Origin of the sequence: Muricauda sp. SCSIO 65647 (genome assembly GCF_021534965.1) — a bacterium.
Classification (GTDB): Bacteria; Bacteroidota; Bacteroidia; order Flavobacteriales; family Flavobacteriaceae; genus Flagellimonas_A.
The window spans coordinates 969,523-986,343 of record NZ_CP091037.1; the positions used below are offsets into that span (position 1 = coordinate 969,523).

At 43.1% G+C, this 16,821-nt stretch carries 16 protein-coding genes and 1 tRNA gene; 6 read left to right on the forward strand and 11 right to left on the reverse strand.

Translation table 11 applies throughout. The features are described 5' to 3' along the window. The first annotated feature begins 8 nt into the window (after positions 1–8). From L0P89_RS04315 to L0P89_RS04330, 4 genes are all read left to right on the forward strand, one after another. Positions 9–2,399 carry an RND family transporter gene (locus L0P89_RS04315; protein ID WP_235267171.1) on the forward strand — a complete coding sequence of 797 codons (2,391 nt, stop codon included), beginning with the start codon at positions 9–11 and terminating at the stop codon, positions 2,397–2,399. Between the two features lie 88 nt (positions 2,400–2,487). Next, positions 2,488–3,921 (forward strand): asparagine--tRNA ligase, encoded by a 1,434-nt coding sequence (gene asnS / locus L0P89_RS04320; RefSeq protein WP_235267172.1) that lies wholly within the window; start codon positions 2,488–2,490, stop codon positions 3,919–3,921. Between the two features lie 41 nt (positions 3,922–3,962). Then, the gene (gene rpoN, locus L0P89_RS04325; protein WP_235267173.1) at positions 3,963–5,420 is read left to right on the forward strand and encodes an RNA polymerase factor sigma-54; all 1,458 of its coding nucleotides are present in this window, start codon (positions 3,963–3,965) and stop codon (positions 5,418–5,420) included. Then, complete coding sequence (locus L0P89_RS04330) at positions 5,420–6,025, forward strand: hypothetical protein (RefSeq protein WP_235267174.1); 606 nt, start codon at positions 5,420–5,422, stop codon at positions 6,023–6,025. Before rpoN ends, L0P89_RS04330 begins: the two co-directional genes overlap by 1 nt. On the opposite strand, the gene L0P89_RS04335 is transcribed toward L0P89_RS04330, so the two are convergent. The 8 genes from L0P89_RS04335 to L0P89_RS04370 form a co-directional block, all read right to left on the reverse strand. Beyond that, a complete protein-coding gene (locus L0P89_RS04335; protein WP_235267175.1) occupies positions 6,020–6,679 on the reverse strand; it encodes a porin family protein in 660 nt (219 codons plus the stop codon). The genes L0P89_RS04330 and L0P89_RS04335 overlap by 6 nt on opposite strands. A gap of 238 nt (positions 6,680–6,917) precedes the next feature. Continuing rightward, positions 6,918–7,400, reverse strand: a complete 483-nt coding sequence (locus L0P89_RS04340) for a biopolymer transporter ExbD (protein WP_235267176.1) — start codon at positions 7,398–7,400, stop codon at positions 6,918–6,920. 17 nt (positions 7,401–7,417) lie between these two features. Further along, positions 7,418–8,026: an ExbD/TolR family protein gene (locus L0P89_RS04345; protein ID WP_235267177.1), complete on the reverse strand. Its 609-nt coding sequence runs from the start codon at positions 8,024–8,026 to the stop codon at positions 7,418–7,420. Positions 8,027–8,039: 13 nt separating this feature from the next. Further along, a complete protein-coding gene (locus L0P89_RS04350; RefSeq protein ID WP_235267178.1) occupies positions 8,040–8,480 on the reverse strand; it encodes a hypothetical protein in 441 nt (146 codons plus the stop codon). 24 nt (positions 8,481–8,504) lie between these two features. Continuing rightward, positions 8,505–9,239, reverse strand: a complete 735-nt coding sequence (locus L0P89_RS04355) for a MotA/TolQ/ExbB proton channel family protein (protein ID WP_235267179.1) — start codon at positions 9,237–9,239, stop codon at positions 8,505–8,507. 77 nt (positions 9,240–9,316) lie between these two features. Then, positions 9,317–9,405, reverse strand: a tRNA-Ser gene (locus L0P89_RS04360). A 62-nt stretch (positions 9,406–9,467) separates the two neighbouring features. Further along, positions 9,468–10,505 carry an asparaginase gene (locus tag L0P89_RS04365; protein WP_235267180.1) on the reverse strand — a complete coding sequence of 346 codons (1,038 nt, stop codon included), beginning with the start codon at positions 10,503–10,505 and terminating at the stop codon, positions 9,468–9,470. A 9-nt stretch (positions 10,506–10,514) separates the two neighbouring features. Then, positions 10,515–11,282, reverse strand: coding sequence for a TatD family hydrolase (locus L0P89_RS04370; protein ID WP_235267181.1), 768 nt, complete (start codon positions 11,280–11,282; stop codon positions 10,515–10,517). A gap of 28 nt (positions 11,283–11,310) precedes the next feature. On the opposite strand from L0P89_RS04370, the gene L0P89_RS04375 reads away from it, so the two are divergent. Next, the gene (locus L0P89_RS04375; RefSeq protein WP_235267182.1) at positions 11,311–11,760 is read left to right on the forward strand and encodes a TIGR02281 family clan AA aspartic protease; all 450 of its coding nucleotides are present in this window, start codon (positions 11,311–11,313) and stop codon (positions 11,758–11,760) included. Here L0P89_RS04375 and odhB read toward each other — a convergent pair. Further along, positions 11,757–12,983, reverse strand: coding sequence for a 2-oxoglutarate dehydrogenase complex dihydrolipoyllysine-residue succinyltransferase (odhB, locus tag L0P89_RS04380; RefSeq protein WP_235267183.1), 1,227 nt, complete (start codon positions 12,981–12,983; stop codon positions 11,757–11,759). The two genes, L0P89_RS04375 and odhB, sit on opposite strands and share 4 nt — an antisense overlap. Positions 12,984–13,007: 24 nt before the next feature. Further along, positions 13,008–15,809: a 2-oxoglutarate dehydrogenase E1 component gene (locus L0P89_RS04385; protein WP_235267184.1), complete on the reverse strand. Its 2,802-nt coding sequence runs from the start codon at positions 15,807–15,809 to the stop codon at positions 13,008–13,010. Between the two features lie 93 nt (positions 15,810–15,902). Between L0P89_RS04385 and L0P89_RS04390 the strand changes: the two genes are divergently transcribed. Beyond that, positions 15,903–16,427, forward strand: coding sequence for an alpha-ketoglutarate decarboxylase (locus tag L0P89_RS04390; RefSeq protein WP_235267185.1), 525 nt, complete (start codon positions 15,903–15,905; stop codon positions 16,425–16,427). Here the strand turns inward: L0P89_RS04390 and L0P89_RS04395 are convergent. Further along, the gene (locus tag L0P89_RS04395) at positions 16,424–16,777 is read right to left on the reverse strand and encodes a hypothetical protein (protein WP_235267186.1); all 354 of its coding nucleotides are present in this window, start codon (positions 16,775–16,777) and stop codon (positions 16,424–16,426) included. The genes L0P89_RS04390 and L0P89_RS04395 overlap by 4 nt on opposite strands. Positions 16,778–16,821: the final 44 nt, after the last annotated feature.

Sequence of the window (16,821 nt, forward strand, 5' to 3'; positions counted from 1 at the left end):
TAGCTCGCATGCCAAAACAACGCTTTCAGGGATTCTGGCCCATCGTGGCCCGCCTCATCCTTCGAAATAGAATTTTGATTCTCTTGGCCATCGCCACTGCCACTGTTTTGTTGGCCCTACAATGGAAGAACATGCGCTTCTCGAATACCGAGGCCAACATTTTGCCCGATGACCATGAGGCAACCATAAAGTACAGTGCGTTCGTAAACCTTTTCGGTGAAGAAGACAATGCCATTGTCATGGCCATTAGGGACAGTTTGCTGTTTACCCCTGAAAATTTCAACCGCTGGAACAAGTTGAGCAAGCAATTGGATGCCTTCCCTGAAATATCACTGGTTCTTTCCACAGATAACCTACAGCAACTGGTCAAGGACAACGAACTGCAAGAATTCGTATTGCAACCCTTGATCAATGGGCAGGTCAAAAACCAAACCGAGATCGAGGCCATAAAAACAAAACTGTTTGAAGAACTTCCCTTTTACGAAAACCTGCTCTTCAACAAAGAGACCCAAACGCTCAGGACCATTCTTTACCTTGACAAGGACATTCTGAACACCGATGTCAGAAATGATTTTATATTGACCGATCTACAGAGCATCGTTGAAAACTTTGAAGAGGAAACTGGTCTTGACATAAGGGTTTCGGGCATGCCATATATCAGAACTTGGAACTCGAAGACCATTATCGATGAAATAGGAAAATTCATTTTGGCCGCTTTATTGGTCACTTCAATCATCTTTTTCTTCTTTTTTAGAAGCTTCAGGGCGACCTTCATATCAATGTGCGTGGTTATCATCGGTGTCATGTGGGCCTTTGGGTTTTTGGGGCTTTTTGAATACGAGATCACCATCTTGACGGCCCTCATTCCCCCATTGATCATTGTTATCGGCATACCCAACTGTATTTTTCTGATCAACAAATATCAACAAGAGGTCAAAAAGCATGGCAACCAAGCCTTGTCACTACAGCGGGTCATCTCCAAAATCGGTAATGCAACGTTGATGACCAATGTCACCACCGCATCAGGGTTCGCTACTTTTATGATCTTGGACAGTGACCTGTTGAAAGAATTTGGTATCGTTGCCTCGATCAATATCATCTGCATCTTCATTCTTTCACTGTTGATCATACCGGTTATCTATAGCTTCATGTCGCTGCCCAAGACAAAACACTTGAAGCATCTGAACAAAAAATGGATCGATCTTTTTGTGGATTGGATGGAACGCATGGTGCGCCACAACCGAATCGCCGTTTATGTCGTATCGCTAATAGCCCTGGTGTTGAGCATTATAGGCATCTATCAAATCGAAATTACCGGAAGTCGAGTGGAAGACTTGCCCAAAAACACCCATTTCTTTAAGGACATTCGATTTTTTGAGGAAGAATTTGATGGTATCATGCCCGTCGAGATTGTAGTGGATACCGAACGGAAGAAGGGGGTCATGAAACCTGCCACCCTTAGAAGAATGGATGAGCTGGGCACCGAAATTGAAGATATTCCCGAACTTTCACCGACAGTGTCTGTCGTAAATTTGGTAAAGTACTCAAAACAGGCCTTTTATAATGGTATTCCTAAATACTATCAATTGCCGACCTCACAAGAGAGCACTTTCATCATGGATGTTGCCCGAAAATCTTCAGAGAACAGCAATCTGCTCGAAAGCTTTGTCGATAGTACTGGTCAGATTGCCAGAATGACCACTTTCATGCGCGATGTAAAGACCGATCGCATGGAAGAAATTGAAAGCGACCTCATCAAGACCATAAACAAAGTTTTTCCTGCCGAACGGTACAATGTGTATATGACGGGCAAGGCCTTGCTTTTTTTGAAAGGCACCAAATATTTGGTAAAAAACCTCTTGCTGTCCTTGGCTTTGGCCATTGGGCTCATATCGATTTTCATGGCATATCTGTTTCGTTCGTTCAGAATGATCATCATTTCTTTGGTGCCCAACCTATTGCCATTGGTCATTACGGCAGGGCTCATGGGCTTTTTGGGTGTTCCCATAAAGCCATCTACCATTTTGGTCTTTAGTATCGCCTTTGGCATTTCGGTCGATGATACCATTCACTTTTTGGCGAAATATCGACAAGAATTGACCGCTAACCGCTGGCAGATCAAAAAATCGGTCTATGCCGCACTTAGGGAAACTGGCGTGAGCATGTTCTACACATCCATCGTGCTTTTCTTTGGGTTCTCAGTATTCATCATATCAAGTTTTGGTGGCACCGTAGCTTTGGGTGCGTTGGTATCGGCAACCTTATTGTTTGCCATGTTGGCCAACTTGATTTTATTGCCGTCGTTATTGCTGTCACTTGAACGAAGCATTGCCAATAAAAAAGTACTTAAGAAACCACAGATCGATATCCTCCCAAAGGAAGAAATCAACTCAAAATAATGACCCCGTTGACTGAATTGTCTCAACGTTTATAGGCTTCTTGACCACAAAAAACTATCTTTGGGGCTTAATTTTTGAATAGCGAAGTATGCAACTTTTTTCTGTCAAAGAACTGCTTTCGACCACCCCAAACTCACAAGAAGTTACGGTAAGGGGTTGGGTCAAAACTTTTAGAAGCAACCGTTTTATTGCATTGAATGATGGCTCTACAATTAATAACGTGCAGTGTGTGGTAGACTTTGAGAACTTTGACGAAAACACCATAAAGTCAATTTCAACGGGAGCGGCCGTAGAGGTGTCTGGCACCCTGGTTGAAAGTCAAGGGCGAGGTCAATCTGTGGAAATCCAAGTCAATGAGCTTAAGATTCATGGCATGGCCGACCCCGAAACATATCCCATACAGCCCAAAAAGCATTCGCTTGAATTTTTGCGGGAGAAAGCCCATTTAAGGGTGCGCACCAATACCTTTTCGGCCGTGATGCGGGTTCGTTCGGCTTTGGCATTTGCCATTCACAGCTATTTTCAACAAAATGGATTCTATTACATGCATGCCCCCATCATAACCGGTTCTGATGCCGAAGGCGCCGGTGAGATGTTCAGGGTCACTGCTTTAGATGCTAAAAATCCTCCTTTGAACGATGAAGGTGATGTAGATTATAAAAAAGACTTTTTTGGCAAGGAGACCAATCTGACCGTATCTGGTCAGTTGGAAGCCGAGGCCTATGCTATGGGATTGGGAAAGGTATATACTTTCGGACCCACTTTTAGGGCCGAAAATTCGAACACCTCGAGACATTTGGCCGAGTTTTGGATGATCGAACCCGAAATGGCATTTTATGATCTTGATGCCAATATGGACCTTGTTGAAGATTTTATCAAGTGGGTGTTGCGATACGTGCTTGAAAACTGCCCTGATGACTTAACGTTTCTCGAACAACGTTTGCTTGATGAGGAAAAAACCAAACCCCAGGCCGAACGTAGTGAAATGTCGTTGAGCGAAAAATTGAGGTTTGTCATTGACAACAACTTCAAAAGGGTCACGTATACCGAAGCGTTTGAAATCTTAAGGAACAGCAAACCCAATAAAAAGAGAAAATTCGAATATTCAATTGATGAATGGGGTGCCGATCTGCAGAGCGAACATGAGCGCTTTCTTGTGGAAAAGCATTTTAAGTGTCCGGTTATTTTATTCGACTATCCGGCTAAAATAAAGGCTTTTTATATGCGGCTGAATGAAGATGAAGAAACTGTACGGGCCATGGATGTGCTCTTTCCCGGAATTGGTGAAATCGTTGGTGGCTCGCAAAGGGAGGAACGATTGGAGGTTTTGCAACAAAAAATGGCTGCGCTTGATATTCCTGAAGAAGAGCTTTGGTGGTATCTTGAATTGCGCAGATTTGGGACGGCCGTTCATAGTGGCTTTGGTCTTGGCTTTGAACGTTTGGTGCAGTTCGTCACGGGCATGGGCAACATTCGCGATGTGATTCCCTTCCCGAGAACGCCGCAGAACGCCGAATTCTAAATTGAATTCTTTAACTTTATAAGAAAGGGTCTTTTTGATTTATGCTGAAACAACACCTACAATTTAAGCTTTCGCAAAAACTTTCGCCCCAACAGATTCAGTTGATGAAGTTGATTCAACTGCCTACACAGGCCTTTGAACAACGATTAAAGCAAGAATTGGAAGAAAATCCGGCGTTGGAAAGTGGCAAGGCAGAAGGCGATGGCCTAGAAGATGAATACGGTGAAAGTTTTGATGAATCGAATGACAATGAGACCATTGAGGCCGACGAAATCAATATTGATGATTACTTAAGTGATGATGAAATACCCGATTATCGCACGCAAATAAGCAATTACAGTGCCGATGATGACGAAAAAAGTGTGCCCTATGCCGCCGGTATTTCGTTTAATCAATATTTACTGAACCAACTCAATACGGTATATCTAGATGATCAAGAATGGGCCATTGCCGAGTTTTTGGTCGGTAGTGTCGATGAAAGCGGTTACATTCGAAGACCTCTGAGCGACATTGTCGATGATCTTGCCTTTACCCAAAATGTCTACGTTGACGAAGAAAAGGTCAAAGAAGTATTGAAAACGGTTCAAGCACTCGACCCGCCAGGGGTGGCTGCCTGCTCTCTTGATGAGTGTCTCATTATACAGCTGAAAAGAAAAACAGGTACCCCCGCCGTAGAATTGGCCATTTCAATTCTTGAAAAGTCATTTGATCATTTCACCAAAAAGCATTATGATAAACTCTTGCAAAAACATCATATCTCAGAGGAAGAACTTAAAGCGGCCATTGCTGAAATTGAAAAATTAAATCCAAAACCAGGAGGGGCCTATTCAGGAAACAACCGTGTTATCGAACATATTGTTCCCGATTTTTCAATACGAATCGTTGATGGAGAGCTTGAACTGACCCTCAATGGAAGAAATGCCCCTGAATTGCATGTTTCGAAAGAGTATAGCAATATGCTCCAAGGCTATAAGAATGCCAAGGAAAAATCAAAAGATCAAAAAGATGCGGTACTCTTCATCAAACAAAAATTAGACGCCGCCAAGTGGTTCATCGATGCCATCAAGCAACGACAACAGACGCTCTACATTACCATGAGCGCCATCATGCAGTACCAAAAAGAGTATTTTTTGACCGGTGATGAGCGAAAGTTGAGACCTATGATCCTAAAAGACATTGCAGATCGCATCGATATGGATGTCTCTACCGTATCACGAGTGGCCAATAGCAAGTATGTAGATACGCCCTATGGTACCAAACTCATCAAAGATTATTTTTCAGAGGCCATGAAAAATGAACAGGGTGAAGATGTATCAACAAAAGAAATCAAAAAGATTTTGGAAACCGTTATTCGCGAAGAAGACAAAAAGAAGCCGCTCACCGACGATAGTCTTGCCAAAATTCTAAAAGAAAAGGGATATCCAATAGCCAGAAGAACCGTAGCGAAATATCGGGAACAAATGGACATACCCGTGGCCAGGCTGAGAAAGAAAATCTGATGGGTCGATTCTTATACGCCATTTCCTATGTTTTTCATCCTTTATTGGTTCCGATCACGGGTACCTTGGCCTATTTCTTGGTCACGCCCAAACTCAATTCCCTTGAGGAACAGAGCGGCAATATTTTGCCCATTTTCATTCTCACGGTCATCATTCCGATTATATTTTTTTTCATCCTGAAAAATTTAGGGGTGGTACACTCTATCTTTGCTGTTTCCAAAAAAGAGCGTAGCTATGCACTGAGCATCAACATCATTCTTTTTTTGATGATTTTGCTCAAAGTGATTCCGCAAAACTACATCGGTGAACTGTATTACTTTTTTATGGGGCTTGTAACAGCCTATATTGCGGCCCTGCTGTTACTCTTACTAGGCTACAAGACAAGCATTCATATGTTGGGCATGGCAAGTCTGCTGATGTACTTGATCGGATTGAGCATTCATTTCGAAGTCAATATTACATTGGCCCTGGGAGGGCTTGTGATGGCAACGGGACTTGTGGCCACCTCACGGTTATATATGAGGGCCCATAGTTGGGTCGAATTGGTCATAGGTTTTATTTTAGGAAGTCTTTCCCAACTCCTGGTCTTGAAATTTTGGTTATAGGATATAGAAAATCAATCCAATCCTAAAAGACCTCATCTCTATTGGTGAACCGTTGTCAAGTACCACTCCGTCATTTAGAAGTGTGCTTAAGTCGTAATAGAAATTTATATTCCATGTGTTGTAGCCGAAGCGCACGTACGCTCCGTATTGAAAGTTTCGAATGTCATCGTTCTTAAAGCGATCGGAACTTTCATCAGTAACCAACCTAGAGCTTCTGGCAAATACATAGGCAAAATTGATACCGCTGTAGATACGCCAAAATTTATATTCAACATCGGTAGAGGTACGCCAACGAAACTCGACGGGTATCTCGATGGCATGGGTCTCAAATTTACTCCTTCTGAAATCATCTAAATCGATTATGGTATATGTGATCTCATCACCATTTTGTGATGCCCTCAGATTGGTATAGTAAGAATTGACGGCATAGCCCAGACCTAGGCCAAAACCAACATTTCTTCTTTGATTGATAGGAATATCTTTAATGAAACCTGCTATTAGATTGTACGAAAGACTCCTTTGAACCACATCTTCTGGCTTCTGCAACAAAAAATTATAGCCTACCCCGACATAAAACTGATCTTCAAGGTACTTTGTGCCAGCATACTCACTTTCGGGATACACCTGTGCATGGGTCAAAAAACATGTAGCCAAAAGAAAAAAAAGAATGGGTTGCCTTACCATATATCAATAGCATCAATTTGGATGTCGTACCTCAAATTAAGCATTTAAAGTCATCAAGAAAAAATGTCATTTTTAAGATCTTTGCAAAAAATGAATTTGAACCATAGACTCTGTTTTTAGAGAACAATCTTTCATTGGAAGTTTGATAAAAAAACGCCCCAATAATTTTTGGGGCGTTTTCAAACTAAACTTGAAAAACTATTTCAACTTAGTTTATATTGTTAAAGGCATTGCCTTCATAGGTGGTATAGTTCACTTTAAGTGCATTTACCTTTCTGAGCTCTTGCTTGATGTCAGAAATCAGCCCCATATTGGCATCTTTATCTACCTTCAACGCTGTGGTCAATACATTTTGAAGTTCTTGGGGCTTTTTCGCCCTTTCAGCCAAAATATAGGTGCCTACTTCACCGACATCGGCGAACTTATCGTTTAATTGTATTTTCGGTTCGGTACCGAAAACCTTTTGATATTCTTTGATGGGCTTGCCCACATAGATGTAAATAACCCTGTCTTTTTTCTCGAGTTTCTTCACCTCGCTCGCATTGGGCAGTGTGTTCTGCACCAACAAAGAGCTATCTTTCATCGTGGTAACCGTCATAAAGAAAAATAAAAGCATAAATACGATATCTGGCAACGAAGCCGTTGATACCGCCGGTAAATCGCCATCTTTTTTCTTAGCAAATTTTGCCATAATTCCCTTTTATTATATTAACTGCCTGTTGAGGTTTCTGCCTCTGAAAGTTTCTGCGGAAACATATCTTGAACTTGCTTCACCTTATCTTTCAAATCATCCCTTATACCTGAAGGGGTCTCGGGATTCAAGTATTCAGCTTCCATTTCTGTAAAGTCCCTTCCAAACAGACGTTGACACTCGCGATTTCTAAGATCGTTGTACGCCCCTACCAATTCATTCTGAACGGTAATATAGGTAGCATACTTTGTTTCTCTATCGTTCTTCAGGGATACGATGGCTTTCGACGGGTTATCTGATGATGAGGGGTCTTTTCTTCCCTTACAGTAGTTACAGCTACCATCGGCACCATTGTCTAAAAAAGCTACCGCAGCATTACGAAGATCTTTCAGTTCCATCAACTGGTCCTCGACCAACAATTGGCCGTTCTTGTTGATGTTGACCGTGAAGATATTTTTCTGCTTAATCACCACATCGGTATCTGGCGGTTCTATCGGCGGCAACATTCTATCAAGTCCTGCATCTGTCTCTATGGTGGTGGTCACCAAGAAAAAGATTAAGAGCAAGAATGCGATATCGGCCATGGAACCTGCATTTACTTCGGGTGCTCCTTTTCTTCTAGGCATAATTCAATTTATTTTATCTACCAGTAAACATTTTCTTCAAACCGGGAATTACCATTAAGGCAACGGCAATCACGGTAAGTATAAAAAACACGTTCAGCCCCATTCCTATGGTTTTGACCGTACCTTCGGTCGTTTCTACGCCTCTATCGGCCATTGCGCTCACCACTTCAGCATTTCCTGATGAGAGCCCGTAAGAAATGGCCACGATGACGGCCAATCCACCTAAACCAAAAAGTGCTTTCTTAAGGCTGCCTGGTGTACCGAACAACTTTTTAAGGGCAAAAAAGAGACTAAAAATAACGGCTATCGCCAACAAGAGGTACATTATCAAGAACATGAAGTTCAAAGCTCCACTGTTAATGGCGTTGGGATCGTCACCGTCAGGCATCGCAAACCAGAGCCCGGCAGCCACCAAACCAATGACAATCAGTACTATCTTAACTATTTTGTTCATATCTATAGATTATCCGGTTTGCAATTATTTCTTGTGTGCGGCCAACATATCGATCAACGCAATTGATGAATCTTCCATGTCGTTGACAATGCTATCAATTTTTGCAATGATATAGTTGTAGAAAATCTGCAGGATAATCGCCGTGATCAAACCGAATACAGTTGTCAAAAGTGCCACCTGAATATCACCTGCAATCAAAGAGGCACTCAAGTTACCTACTGCGGCAATTTTCTGGAAAGCCTGAATCATACCGATTACCGTACCCATGAACCCAAGCATGGGGGCAATGGCAATGAACAATGACAACCATGATACATTTTTCTCTAATTGACCCATCTGAACGCCTCCATAGGCAACAACTGCCTTTTCTGCAGATTCCAGTCCTTCACCGGCGCGGTCAAGGCCTTGGTAATAAATGGAAGCTACGGGGCCTTTTGTATTTCGACAAACTTCTTTGGCTGCTTCGACACCTCCAGAAGCCAATGCGTCTTCGACTTGTTGTCTCAACTTGGAAGAATTCGTGCTTGCCAAATTTAGATAGATGATTCTTTCAATAGCGACGGCCAAGCCCAATATCAAGCACAAAAGAACGATGCCCATGAATGCAGGGCCCCCTTGAATAAACTGTTCTTTCAATACTTGTGTAAAACCTTTGCTGGCTTCAGCAGCAGCTTCATCTTGCAATAAGGCGGCAGATGCCGTAGTAGTGCTTAAGATAAACATTCCGGCAGTAGCCAGAGTAAAGGATATTTTTTTCATTTTCTCAAACTTAAATTTTAGTTAGTTAATAATGTTAAAGATAAAAAAATTTTGTTACCAAAAAATAAAGATCGTAGCAGAGAGGAAGGGATTCGAACCCTCGATCCGCCGTTGAGCGGATACACACTTTCCAGGCGTGCGCCTTCGACCACTCGGCCACCTCTCTATTTACAAATAGTTAGGCCGAACAATAAACAAAAATTTTGGCATTAAACGAAATTTAAGGCGTTAATTTTGGTTCATTTCTCCTCGTAGAACCGTTTCAAATTTAGTTTTGAAGCTGTCATTTGAAAACCCATTGGCCAAAAGCCACATAGCCTTGGTTACCGCGGCTTCAGTAGTAATATCCTTACCGTTAACGAGTTGTAACTGCATCAATCGACGACTGCTTTCATACTTGCCCATGACCACACTACCACCAGAACATTGGGTAACATTTATGACATGCAGCCCTTTCTCGATAGCCCTTTTCAACTCATCGAGAAACCAATCATCAATTGGGGCATTGCCCGATCCGTAAGTTTCAAGAACCAAGGCTTTTAGGCCATCAGCCCCCAGGGCAGCTTTTAAAAATTTTTGCCCCATACCCGGGAACAGTTTTAACACCCCGACATTGGCGTCCATTTTTTTGTGGGCCCTAAAAGGCCTTGACCCATTATCTTCTTTGTATAAATAAGTATGGTTGAGTTTCAGATGAACGCCAGACTCTGCCAAGGGTGGATGGTTCATCGAGGCGAAGGCTTGAAAGTGTTCGGCGTTGATCTTTGTGGTTCTGTTGGCCCGGTACAATTTATATTCAAAGTACAGGCAAACCTCTTGCACCATTGCCTCGCCATTATCACGGAGTGATGCTATCTGTATGGAAGTAATCAAATTCTCTTTGGCATCGGTGCGCAAATCACCAATGGGCAACTGCGAACCTGTGAGAATAACCGGTTTTGATAGGTTTTCAAGCATAAAACTGAGTGCTGAACCCGAGTAGCTCATGGTATCGCTACCATGTAATACGACAAACCCATCAAAAGCATGGTAGTTATCTTCAATCAGGGTGGCGATGGTGGCCCAATGCTTCGGATTCATATTCGATGAATCGATGGGCCTAGAGAAAGTGATTCCCTCAAGATTACAATCCAATTGGTGCAATTCTGGTATATTGGCGATAAGCTCATCAAAATCGAACGCTCTCAAGGCACCGGTCTTGTAATCTTTGACCATGCCTATAGTACCCCCTGTATAAATCAATAGAATATTGGCTTTTCTACCCATTGATGTCGTTTAAATGCCAAAAACTGCTTTAGAGTTTTCAGTGGTTATTGCCGCAATCTCGCCTTTAGGCATATCATATATCAAACTCAACTTTTCCAACACTAAGGTCAAATAGGCACTTTCGTTACGCTTTCCTCTATAGGGCACTGGCGCCAAATAAGGTGAATCGGTCTCCAGAACAATATGCCTCAAATCGATTTGATTCAAGAATTGGTCAATTTTGCCGTTCTTGAAAGTGACCACCCCCCCGATGCCAAGCTTCATATTGTACCCAATAGCTTTTTCAGCTTGTTCCTTTGTTCCTGTGAAGCAATGAAAAATACCGTACAGATCATCGTCCTTTTCTTGCTCTAAGATCTCAAAAATGTCATCAAATGATTCCCTGCAGTGTATTACAACGGGGAGCCTGTTCTTTTTCGCCAAGCGAATTTGATGCACAAATGCTTCTTGCTGTTGTTTCAGAAAGGTTTTGTCCCAGTAGAGGTCAATACCGGTTTCTCCTATGGCATAGCATTTGTGTTGTTCCAGTACCTTCTCGACGTGCCCGAGCTCTTCTTTGTAATTCTCTTTGACATGGGTAGGGTGTAACCCGGCCATCAAAAAAACATTTTCAGGATATTCTTTTTCTAACCGAATCATTGCCTCGGTATAGCCCGAATCAATAGCCGGCACAAAAAAACGTTTTACTCCAGCATCAAGTGCTCGCCCCATCATTACGTCACGGTCTTCATCAAAGGCCTCACTGTACAGATGGGTATGCGTATCGGTCAAGATCATGACGCAAAAATAGGTTTATCTTTACGAAATGAAATCGCTACGAAAATTTCTTCAAAAAAAAGATTACATCAAGGTGCCTTTGGTGTTTACCGAAACCAAACATTTTGAACTCTCTGCAAAGATAAATGGTGTGTCAGGCCGTTTCATTCTCGATACCGGTGCCTCGAATACTTGTATCGGAATCGACAAAATCGAGTTCTTCAAAATGGCCTCAAAAGAATCAGAGATCAAGGCAGCAGGGGCAGGAGCCATTGATATGGACACGCTTATCTCTACCAAAAATCATATTGAAATCGGCGACTGGAAAAGAAGAAAACAAAAAGTAGTGCTTTTTGATCTTGTTCATGTGAACCAGGCATTGACGAACCATAGTGCATTGCCCGTAGACGGTATCATCGGTGCCGACATCCTCAAAAAAGGAAAGGCTGTCATCGATTACGACAAGAAATGCCTCTATCTCAGAATCAAAAAGTCTTAAAGTTCCAAGGCTTTTTTTACATCGCCATCCATCAACAATTCCACCGGGTCTTCGAGTGCTTCCTTCACGGCGACCAAGAATCCGACCGACTCACGGCCATCAATGATGCGGTGGTCATATGACAATGCAACGTACATGACCGGCGCAATGACAACGGCCCCATCTTTGGCAATGGGCCGCTCAACGATGTTGTGCATCCCCAAAATACCACTTTGGGGCGGATTGATGATCGGTGTCGAGAGCATGGAACCAAAAACACCGCCGTTGGATATGGTGAATGTGCCGCCCGTCATTTCGTCGACGGTTATCTGACCTTCACGTGCCCTAATGGCCAATCGCTTTACCTCGGCCTCAACACCCCTAAATGTGAGATTCTCGGCATTACGTATTACGGGCACCATCAATCCTTTGGGCCCAGAGACGGCAATGCTGATATCACAGAAGTCATAAGAAATCATTTCTTTTCCATCAATCATCGAATTGACCGCAGGGTACATCTGTAGCGCACGAATCACCGCTTTGGTAAAGAACGACATAAAACCCAAACTGACCCCATGTTTTTCTTTGAACGTTTCTTTGTATTGTTTTCTGAGTTCAAAGATGGGCGACATATCGACCTCATTGAAGGTGGTCAACATGGCCGTCTCGTTCTTGGCGGCAACCAAACGTTCTGCCACTTTTCGGCGAAGCAATGATAATTTAGAGCGGGTCTCACCCCTATTGCCCCCTGTCGGGGTACCCATTGAAGGCACAGCTTTCATCGCATCGTCTTTGGTAATGCGGCCATCGCGACCCGTACCTGGGACTTCTTTGGCATCAATGCCCTTTTCATCCAAAATCTTTTTAGCCGCTGGTGAAGGGGTGCCAGAAGCGTAGGTTTCTTTTTGGGGTTCTTCTTTTTTAGGAGCTTCTTCTTTTTTGGGAGCTTCCTCTTTGTTTTCTTTTGTGGTTTCAGTTTTTGAATCACTGCCCCCTTCTGGTTTTTTGGCGCCCGTATCTATAAGGCACACTATTTCGCCCACAGCTACGGCATCACCCTCTTCGGCCTTAAGGGTAATGACCCCACTTTCCTCTGCTGGCAATTCTAACGTTGCCTTATCTGAATCGACTTCGGCAATGGCTTGGTCTTTTTCTACGTAATCGCCATCTTCGACCAACCACTCGGCTATTTCTACTTCAGTTATCGATTCACCCGGCGAGGGAACTTTCATTTCTAAAACCATCTCTGATCACTTTATATCAAGTTCTTATTTTCTAATTGCAAAATTATCTTTTGTCTTGTCAAAAACATAATCGATGACCTGTGCATGCCTTCTTTGCGAACGAACAGCACTACCGGCCGCCGGTGCACCATAAAATCTTCTTGAGGCTACCCTAAAATTCTTGGCCTCGTCGAGATGCATCAGCAAATGGCCCCAAGCACCCATATTGCGGGGTTCTTCTTGTGCCCAGACCACTTCTTCGGCGTTTTTGTATTTTTTGATGATTGCCCCTATTTTTTCAGTTGGAAGTGGAAAAAGTTGCTCAAGGCGTACCAAAGCCACATCTTCTCGCCCCAACTCATCGCGTTTTGCCAATAGGTCGTAGTAAAATTTGCCCGTGCAGAAAACGAGTGATCTTACCTTATCTGCCTTGACCAAGCTATCATCGATGATCTCTTGAAAACTGCCTTTTGCCAAATCTTCTTTGGTCGAGACCACCTTTGGATGCCTTAACAGGCTTTTAGGGGTCAGCACCACCAAAGGTTTTCTGAAATCCGCTTTCATTTGACGCCTCAATAAATGGAACATATTGGCAGGTGTGGTCACGTCGGCCACATACATATTGTCTTTCGCACATAGCTGAAGGTAGCGCTCCATACGAGCGGAAGAGTGTTCGGCCCCCTGCCCTTCATAACCATGGGGAAGCAGCAGTACCAAGCCATTTTGCAGTTTCCATTTGTCTTCGGCAGCTGACAGGTATTGATCGATCACTATTTGTGCGCCATTGCTGAAATCACCGAACTGTGCCTCCCAAATTGTCAGGGTCTTTGGGCTTGCCATGGCATAGCCATAATCAAAGCCCATGACCGCATACTCAGAAAGTAGCGAATTATAGATGTGGAACGTACCATTTTGGTTTTTTCCCATTTCATTCAACAATATCACTTCTTCTTCGTGCATCTCGGTCTTAATGACCGCATGACGGTGGGAAAAGGTTCCTCTTTCAACATCTTGACCGGTCATTCGCACATCAAAACCCTCTTCGATCAACGATGCATAGGCCAATAACTCACCCATGGCCCAATCAAGTTTGTTGTCTTCAAAGTACATCTTGTGCCTGCTTTCGACCAATCGAACCAGTTTTCTTAGAAATTTCTTTTCTTCGGGAAGCTTGGTAATGCTCTCAGCTACTTCGTTCAACTTCTTTAGGTCATATGAAGTATCGATATCGGCAAGCATGGGTTTTTCCGTCACCCGTTTGAAACCCTCCCATTCATCTTGCATGAAGGGTGTGATTCGGGTTTTTTCAACTTTTCGGGAATCCATTAAATCTTCCTCCAGTTGCTTTTTGTATTCTTTCTCAAGGGTCTTTACATAGTTCTCATCGATGATTCCCTGATCCATCAATTTCTGGGCATAGATATCCCTCGGATTGGGATGCTTGGAAATTGATTTATAAAGCAAAGGTTGGGTAAATTTAGGCTCATCGCCTTCATTATGACCATATTTTCTATACCCCAGCATATCTAAAAACACATCTCTCTTGAAGCGCATGCGATATTCCAAGGCAAAAATTGCGGCATGTACCACTGCCTCTGCATCATCTGCATTGATGTGCATAACGGGAGACAAGGTCACTTTTCCGACATCGGTACAATAGGTCGAAGACCGTGCGTCAAGGTAATTGGTGGTAAAACCGATTTGATTGTTTACCACAATGTGTATGGTGCCCCCTGTGTGGTACCCATCTAATTGGGCCATCTGAATCACCTCATATACGACACCCTGGGCTGCAAACGCGGCATCTCCATGTACCAAAATGGGCAGTACCTCAGAAATATTTTCTTGATGTGAGCTATCTTGTTTTGCACGGCTTATGCCCTCTACCACTGCATTGACCGTTTCAAGGTGTGATGGGTTCGGTGCAATGTTCATGTTGACCATTTTGCCCGAATCGGTCTCTCGCATTGATGTCCATCCCAGATGGTATTTTACGTCACCATCAAAAATTGTTTCTTCATAATCCTTACCATCAAACTCACTGAAAACATCTTTGGGCGACTTGCCGAAAATATTCGTCAGTACGTTCAATCGGCCCCGGTGAGCCATTCCCATTACAAATTGTTTTACCCCGGCATTGGCAGCCTTTTCGATAATGACATCCAAAGCGGGAATAAGAGATTCTCCGCCTTCTAGGGAGAACCGTTTCTGGCCAACATATTTTGTGTGCAGAAAACTTTCAAAAGAAACGGCTTCATTGAGTTTTCCGAGGATGTGCTTTTTTTGACCCGATGAAAAACTTGGGTGGTTGTCATTGACATTGAGCCAATTTTGAATCCACTGAACAAGCTCGGGCTTTCGAATGTACATGTATTCGACCCCAATGGCATCGCAATAGATACGCTCGAGGTGCTCGATTATTTTTCGCAACGGGTTCGAACCGATACCGATAATGCTGCCTGCATCGAACACGGTATCAAGGTCATTTTCGGCAAGTCCGAAATTTTCAATGTCTAGGGTGGGCAAATATTTGCGCCTTTCCCTAACGGGATTGGTCTTTGTGAACAAATGGCCTCTCGTTCGATACCCATCTATCAAACGGATGACCTGAAACTCTTTCTGTAACGACTGGGGCACCTCGACCAGTTGCCCATTGACCGTTGCCGTTGCACCGTTTGAAGAAGTCGCTATGTCAAGATCGTCAAGTGAACTTTCCAATCCAAAATCAAAACCCTGAAAAAAAGCCCTCCAACTGGGCTCAACACTATCGGGACTGGTCAAATATCTGTCATAGAGCTCAGCAAAAAAAGAGGTATGGGCCGCGTTTAAAAACGAGTATTTATCCATTGCAATTATGCCGCTAAAATGGTATCACAAAATTTAACCAAAAGTACAACAAATACGCCATATAGCTGTATATTGAAAATAAAATACCGTTATATGACTGCGTTCAGCCCCAAGGCCATTTTGGGCATGTATATTTTATCACTGTTTTCGATTACCGTCATATCTGCACAGCAAAATCAGAGCGATTTTTGGAGCCGCGTTCGACTTGGGGGTGGGTTCGGGCTTGGCTTTGGCAACAACACCTTTAACCTTCAAGTTGCGCCCAGTGGCATCTATCAGGCAAATGATCATTTTGCAACGGGGGTCGGATTGCAATTGAATTATTCGAAATTTGGAGATGATACGTTTTTGGCATATGGTGCCTCTTTTATGAATTTCTACAACCCTGTTAGGCCAATACAGCTTTCGGCTGAGCTAGAACAATGGCGTGTTAACCTTTCGTCAGATGGTGTGACGGGCGTTGCTGTTGATGATAATTATTGGTTGACAGCGTTGTTTTTGGGGATAGGATATACTAATGGAAATGTCACTTTTGGCATTCGGTACGACGTACTATATGATGATGAGCGAAGCATCTATGTCGATCCACTGATGCCCTTCATACGTGTCTATTTTTAGTCTTGGCCAAAAGAAGACCTTGACCAAACCTTCTGCCATTCACGCTTTAGTACCAGAAAAGCAACTCCCTCGGCGACTTTTACAATATCGTCTGAATCAATTTTTTTAAATTCCTTTTCTGGGACATCGACCACATAGAGCAAGTTGAGATAGTCATCAAAATGCTCTAACAAAAGCACATACAATTTCTCTTTCAACAACAATAACAGGTCTTGGGGCTTGACGCTTGACGACAGCTTGAAATCGATGCCGGCCAATACAAAGTCTTTCTTCAGTTGTTCGACCAAACCTTGATAAAGTTGTTTTGTTTGGGCTTTTTGCAAAAGTTCCAAACCACTCTCTAAGTACATATATCGACCTGAAAATTTATTTGCCAATGGTGGTTGTCCGCCCC

What these genes read in the sequence shown, in the direction of transcription:
- L0P89_RS04315 (WP_235267171.1), top strand. Translation starts at nt 9, where the DNA reads ATGCCAAAACAACGCTTTCAGGGATTCTGGCCCATCGTGGCCCGCCTC.
- asnS (WP_235267172.1), top strand. Translation starts at nt 2,488, where the DNA reads ATGCAACTTTTTTCTGTCAAAGAACTGCTTTCGACCACCCCAAACTCA.
- rpoN (WP_235267173.1), top strand. Translation starts at nt 3,963, where the DNA reads ATGCTGAAACAACACCTACAATTTAAGCTTTCGCAAAAACTTTCGCCC.
- L0P89_RS04330 (WP_235267174.1), top strand. Translation starts at nt 5,420, where the DNA reads ATGGGTCGATTCTTATACGCCATTTCCTATGTTTTTCATCCTTTATTG.
- L0P89_RS04340 (WP_235267176.1), bottom strand. Translation starts at nt 7,400, where the DNA reads ATGGCAAAATTTGCTAAGAAAAAAGATGGCGATTTACCGGCGGTATCA.
- L0P89_RS04345 (WP_235267177.1), bottom strand. Translation starts at nt 8,026, where the DNA reads ATGCCTAGAAGAAAAGGAGCACCCGAAGTAAATGCAGGTTCCATGGCC.
- L0P89_RS04350 (WP_235267178.1), bottom strand. Translation starts at nt 8,480, where the DNA reads ATGAACAAAATAGTTAAGATAGTACTGATTGTCATTGGTTTGGTGGCT.
- L0P89_RS04355 (WP_235267179.1), bottom strand. Translation starts at nt 9,239, where the DNA reads ATGAAAAAAATATCCTTTACTCTGGCTACTGCCGGAATGTTTATCTTA.
- L0P89_RS04365 (WP_235267180.1), bottom strand. Translation starts at nt 10,505, where the DNA reads ATGGGTAGAAAAGCCAATATTCTATTGATTTATACAGGGGGTACTATA.
- L0P89_RS04370 (WP_235267181.1), bottom strand. Translation starts at nt 11,282, where the DNA reads ATGATCTTGACCGATACGCATACCCATCTGTACAGTGAGGCCTTTGAT.
- L0P89_RS04375 (WP_235267182.1), top strand. Translation starts at nt 11,311, where the DNA reads ATGAAATCGCTACGAAAATTTCTTCAAAAAAAAGATTACATCAAGGTG.
- odhB (WP_235267183.1), bottom strand. Translation starts at nt 12,983, where the DNA reads ATGGTTTTAGAAATGAAAGTTCCCTCGCCGGGTGAATCGATAACTGAA.
- L0P89_RS04385 (WP_235267184.1), bottom strand. Translation starts at nt 15,809, where the DNA reads ATGGATAAATACTCGTTTTTAAACGCGGCCCATACCTCTTTTTTTGCT.
- L0P89_RS04390 (WP_235267185.1), top strand. Translation starts at nt 15,903, where the DNA reads ATGACTGCGTTCAGCCCCAAGGCCATTTTGGGCATGTATATTTTATCA.
- L0P89_RS04395 (WP_235267186.1), bottom strand. Translation starts at nt 16,777, where the DNA reads ATGTACTTAGAGAGTGGTTTGGAACTTTTGCAAAAAGCCCAAACAAAA.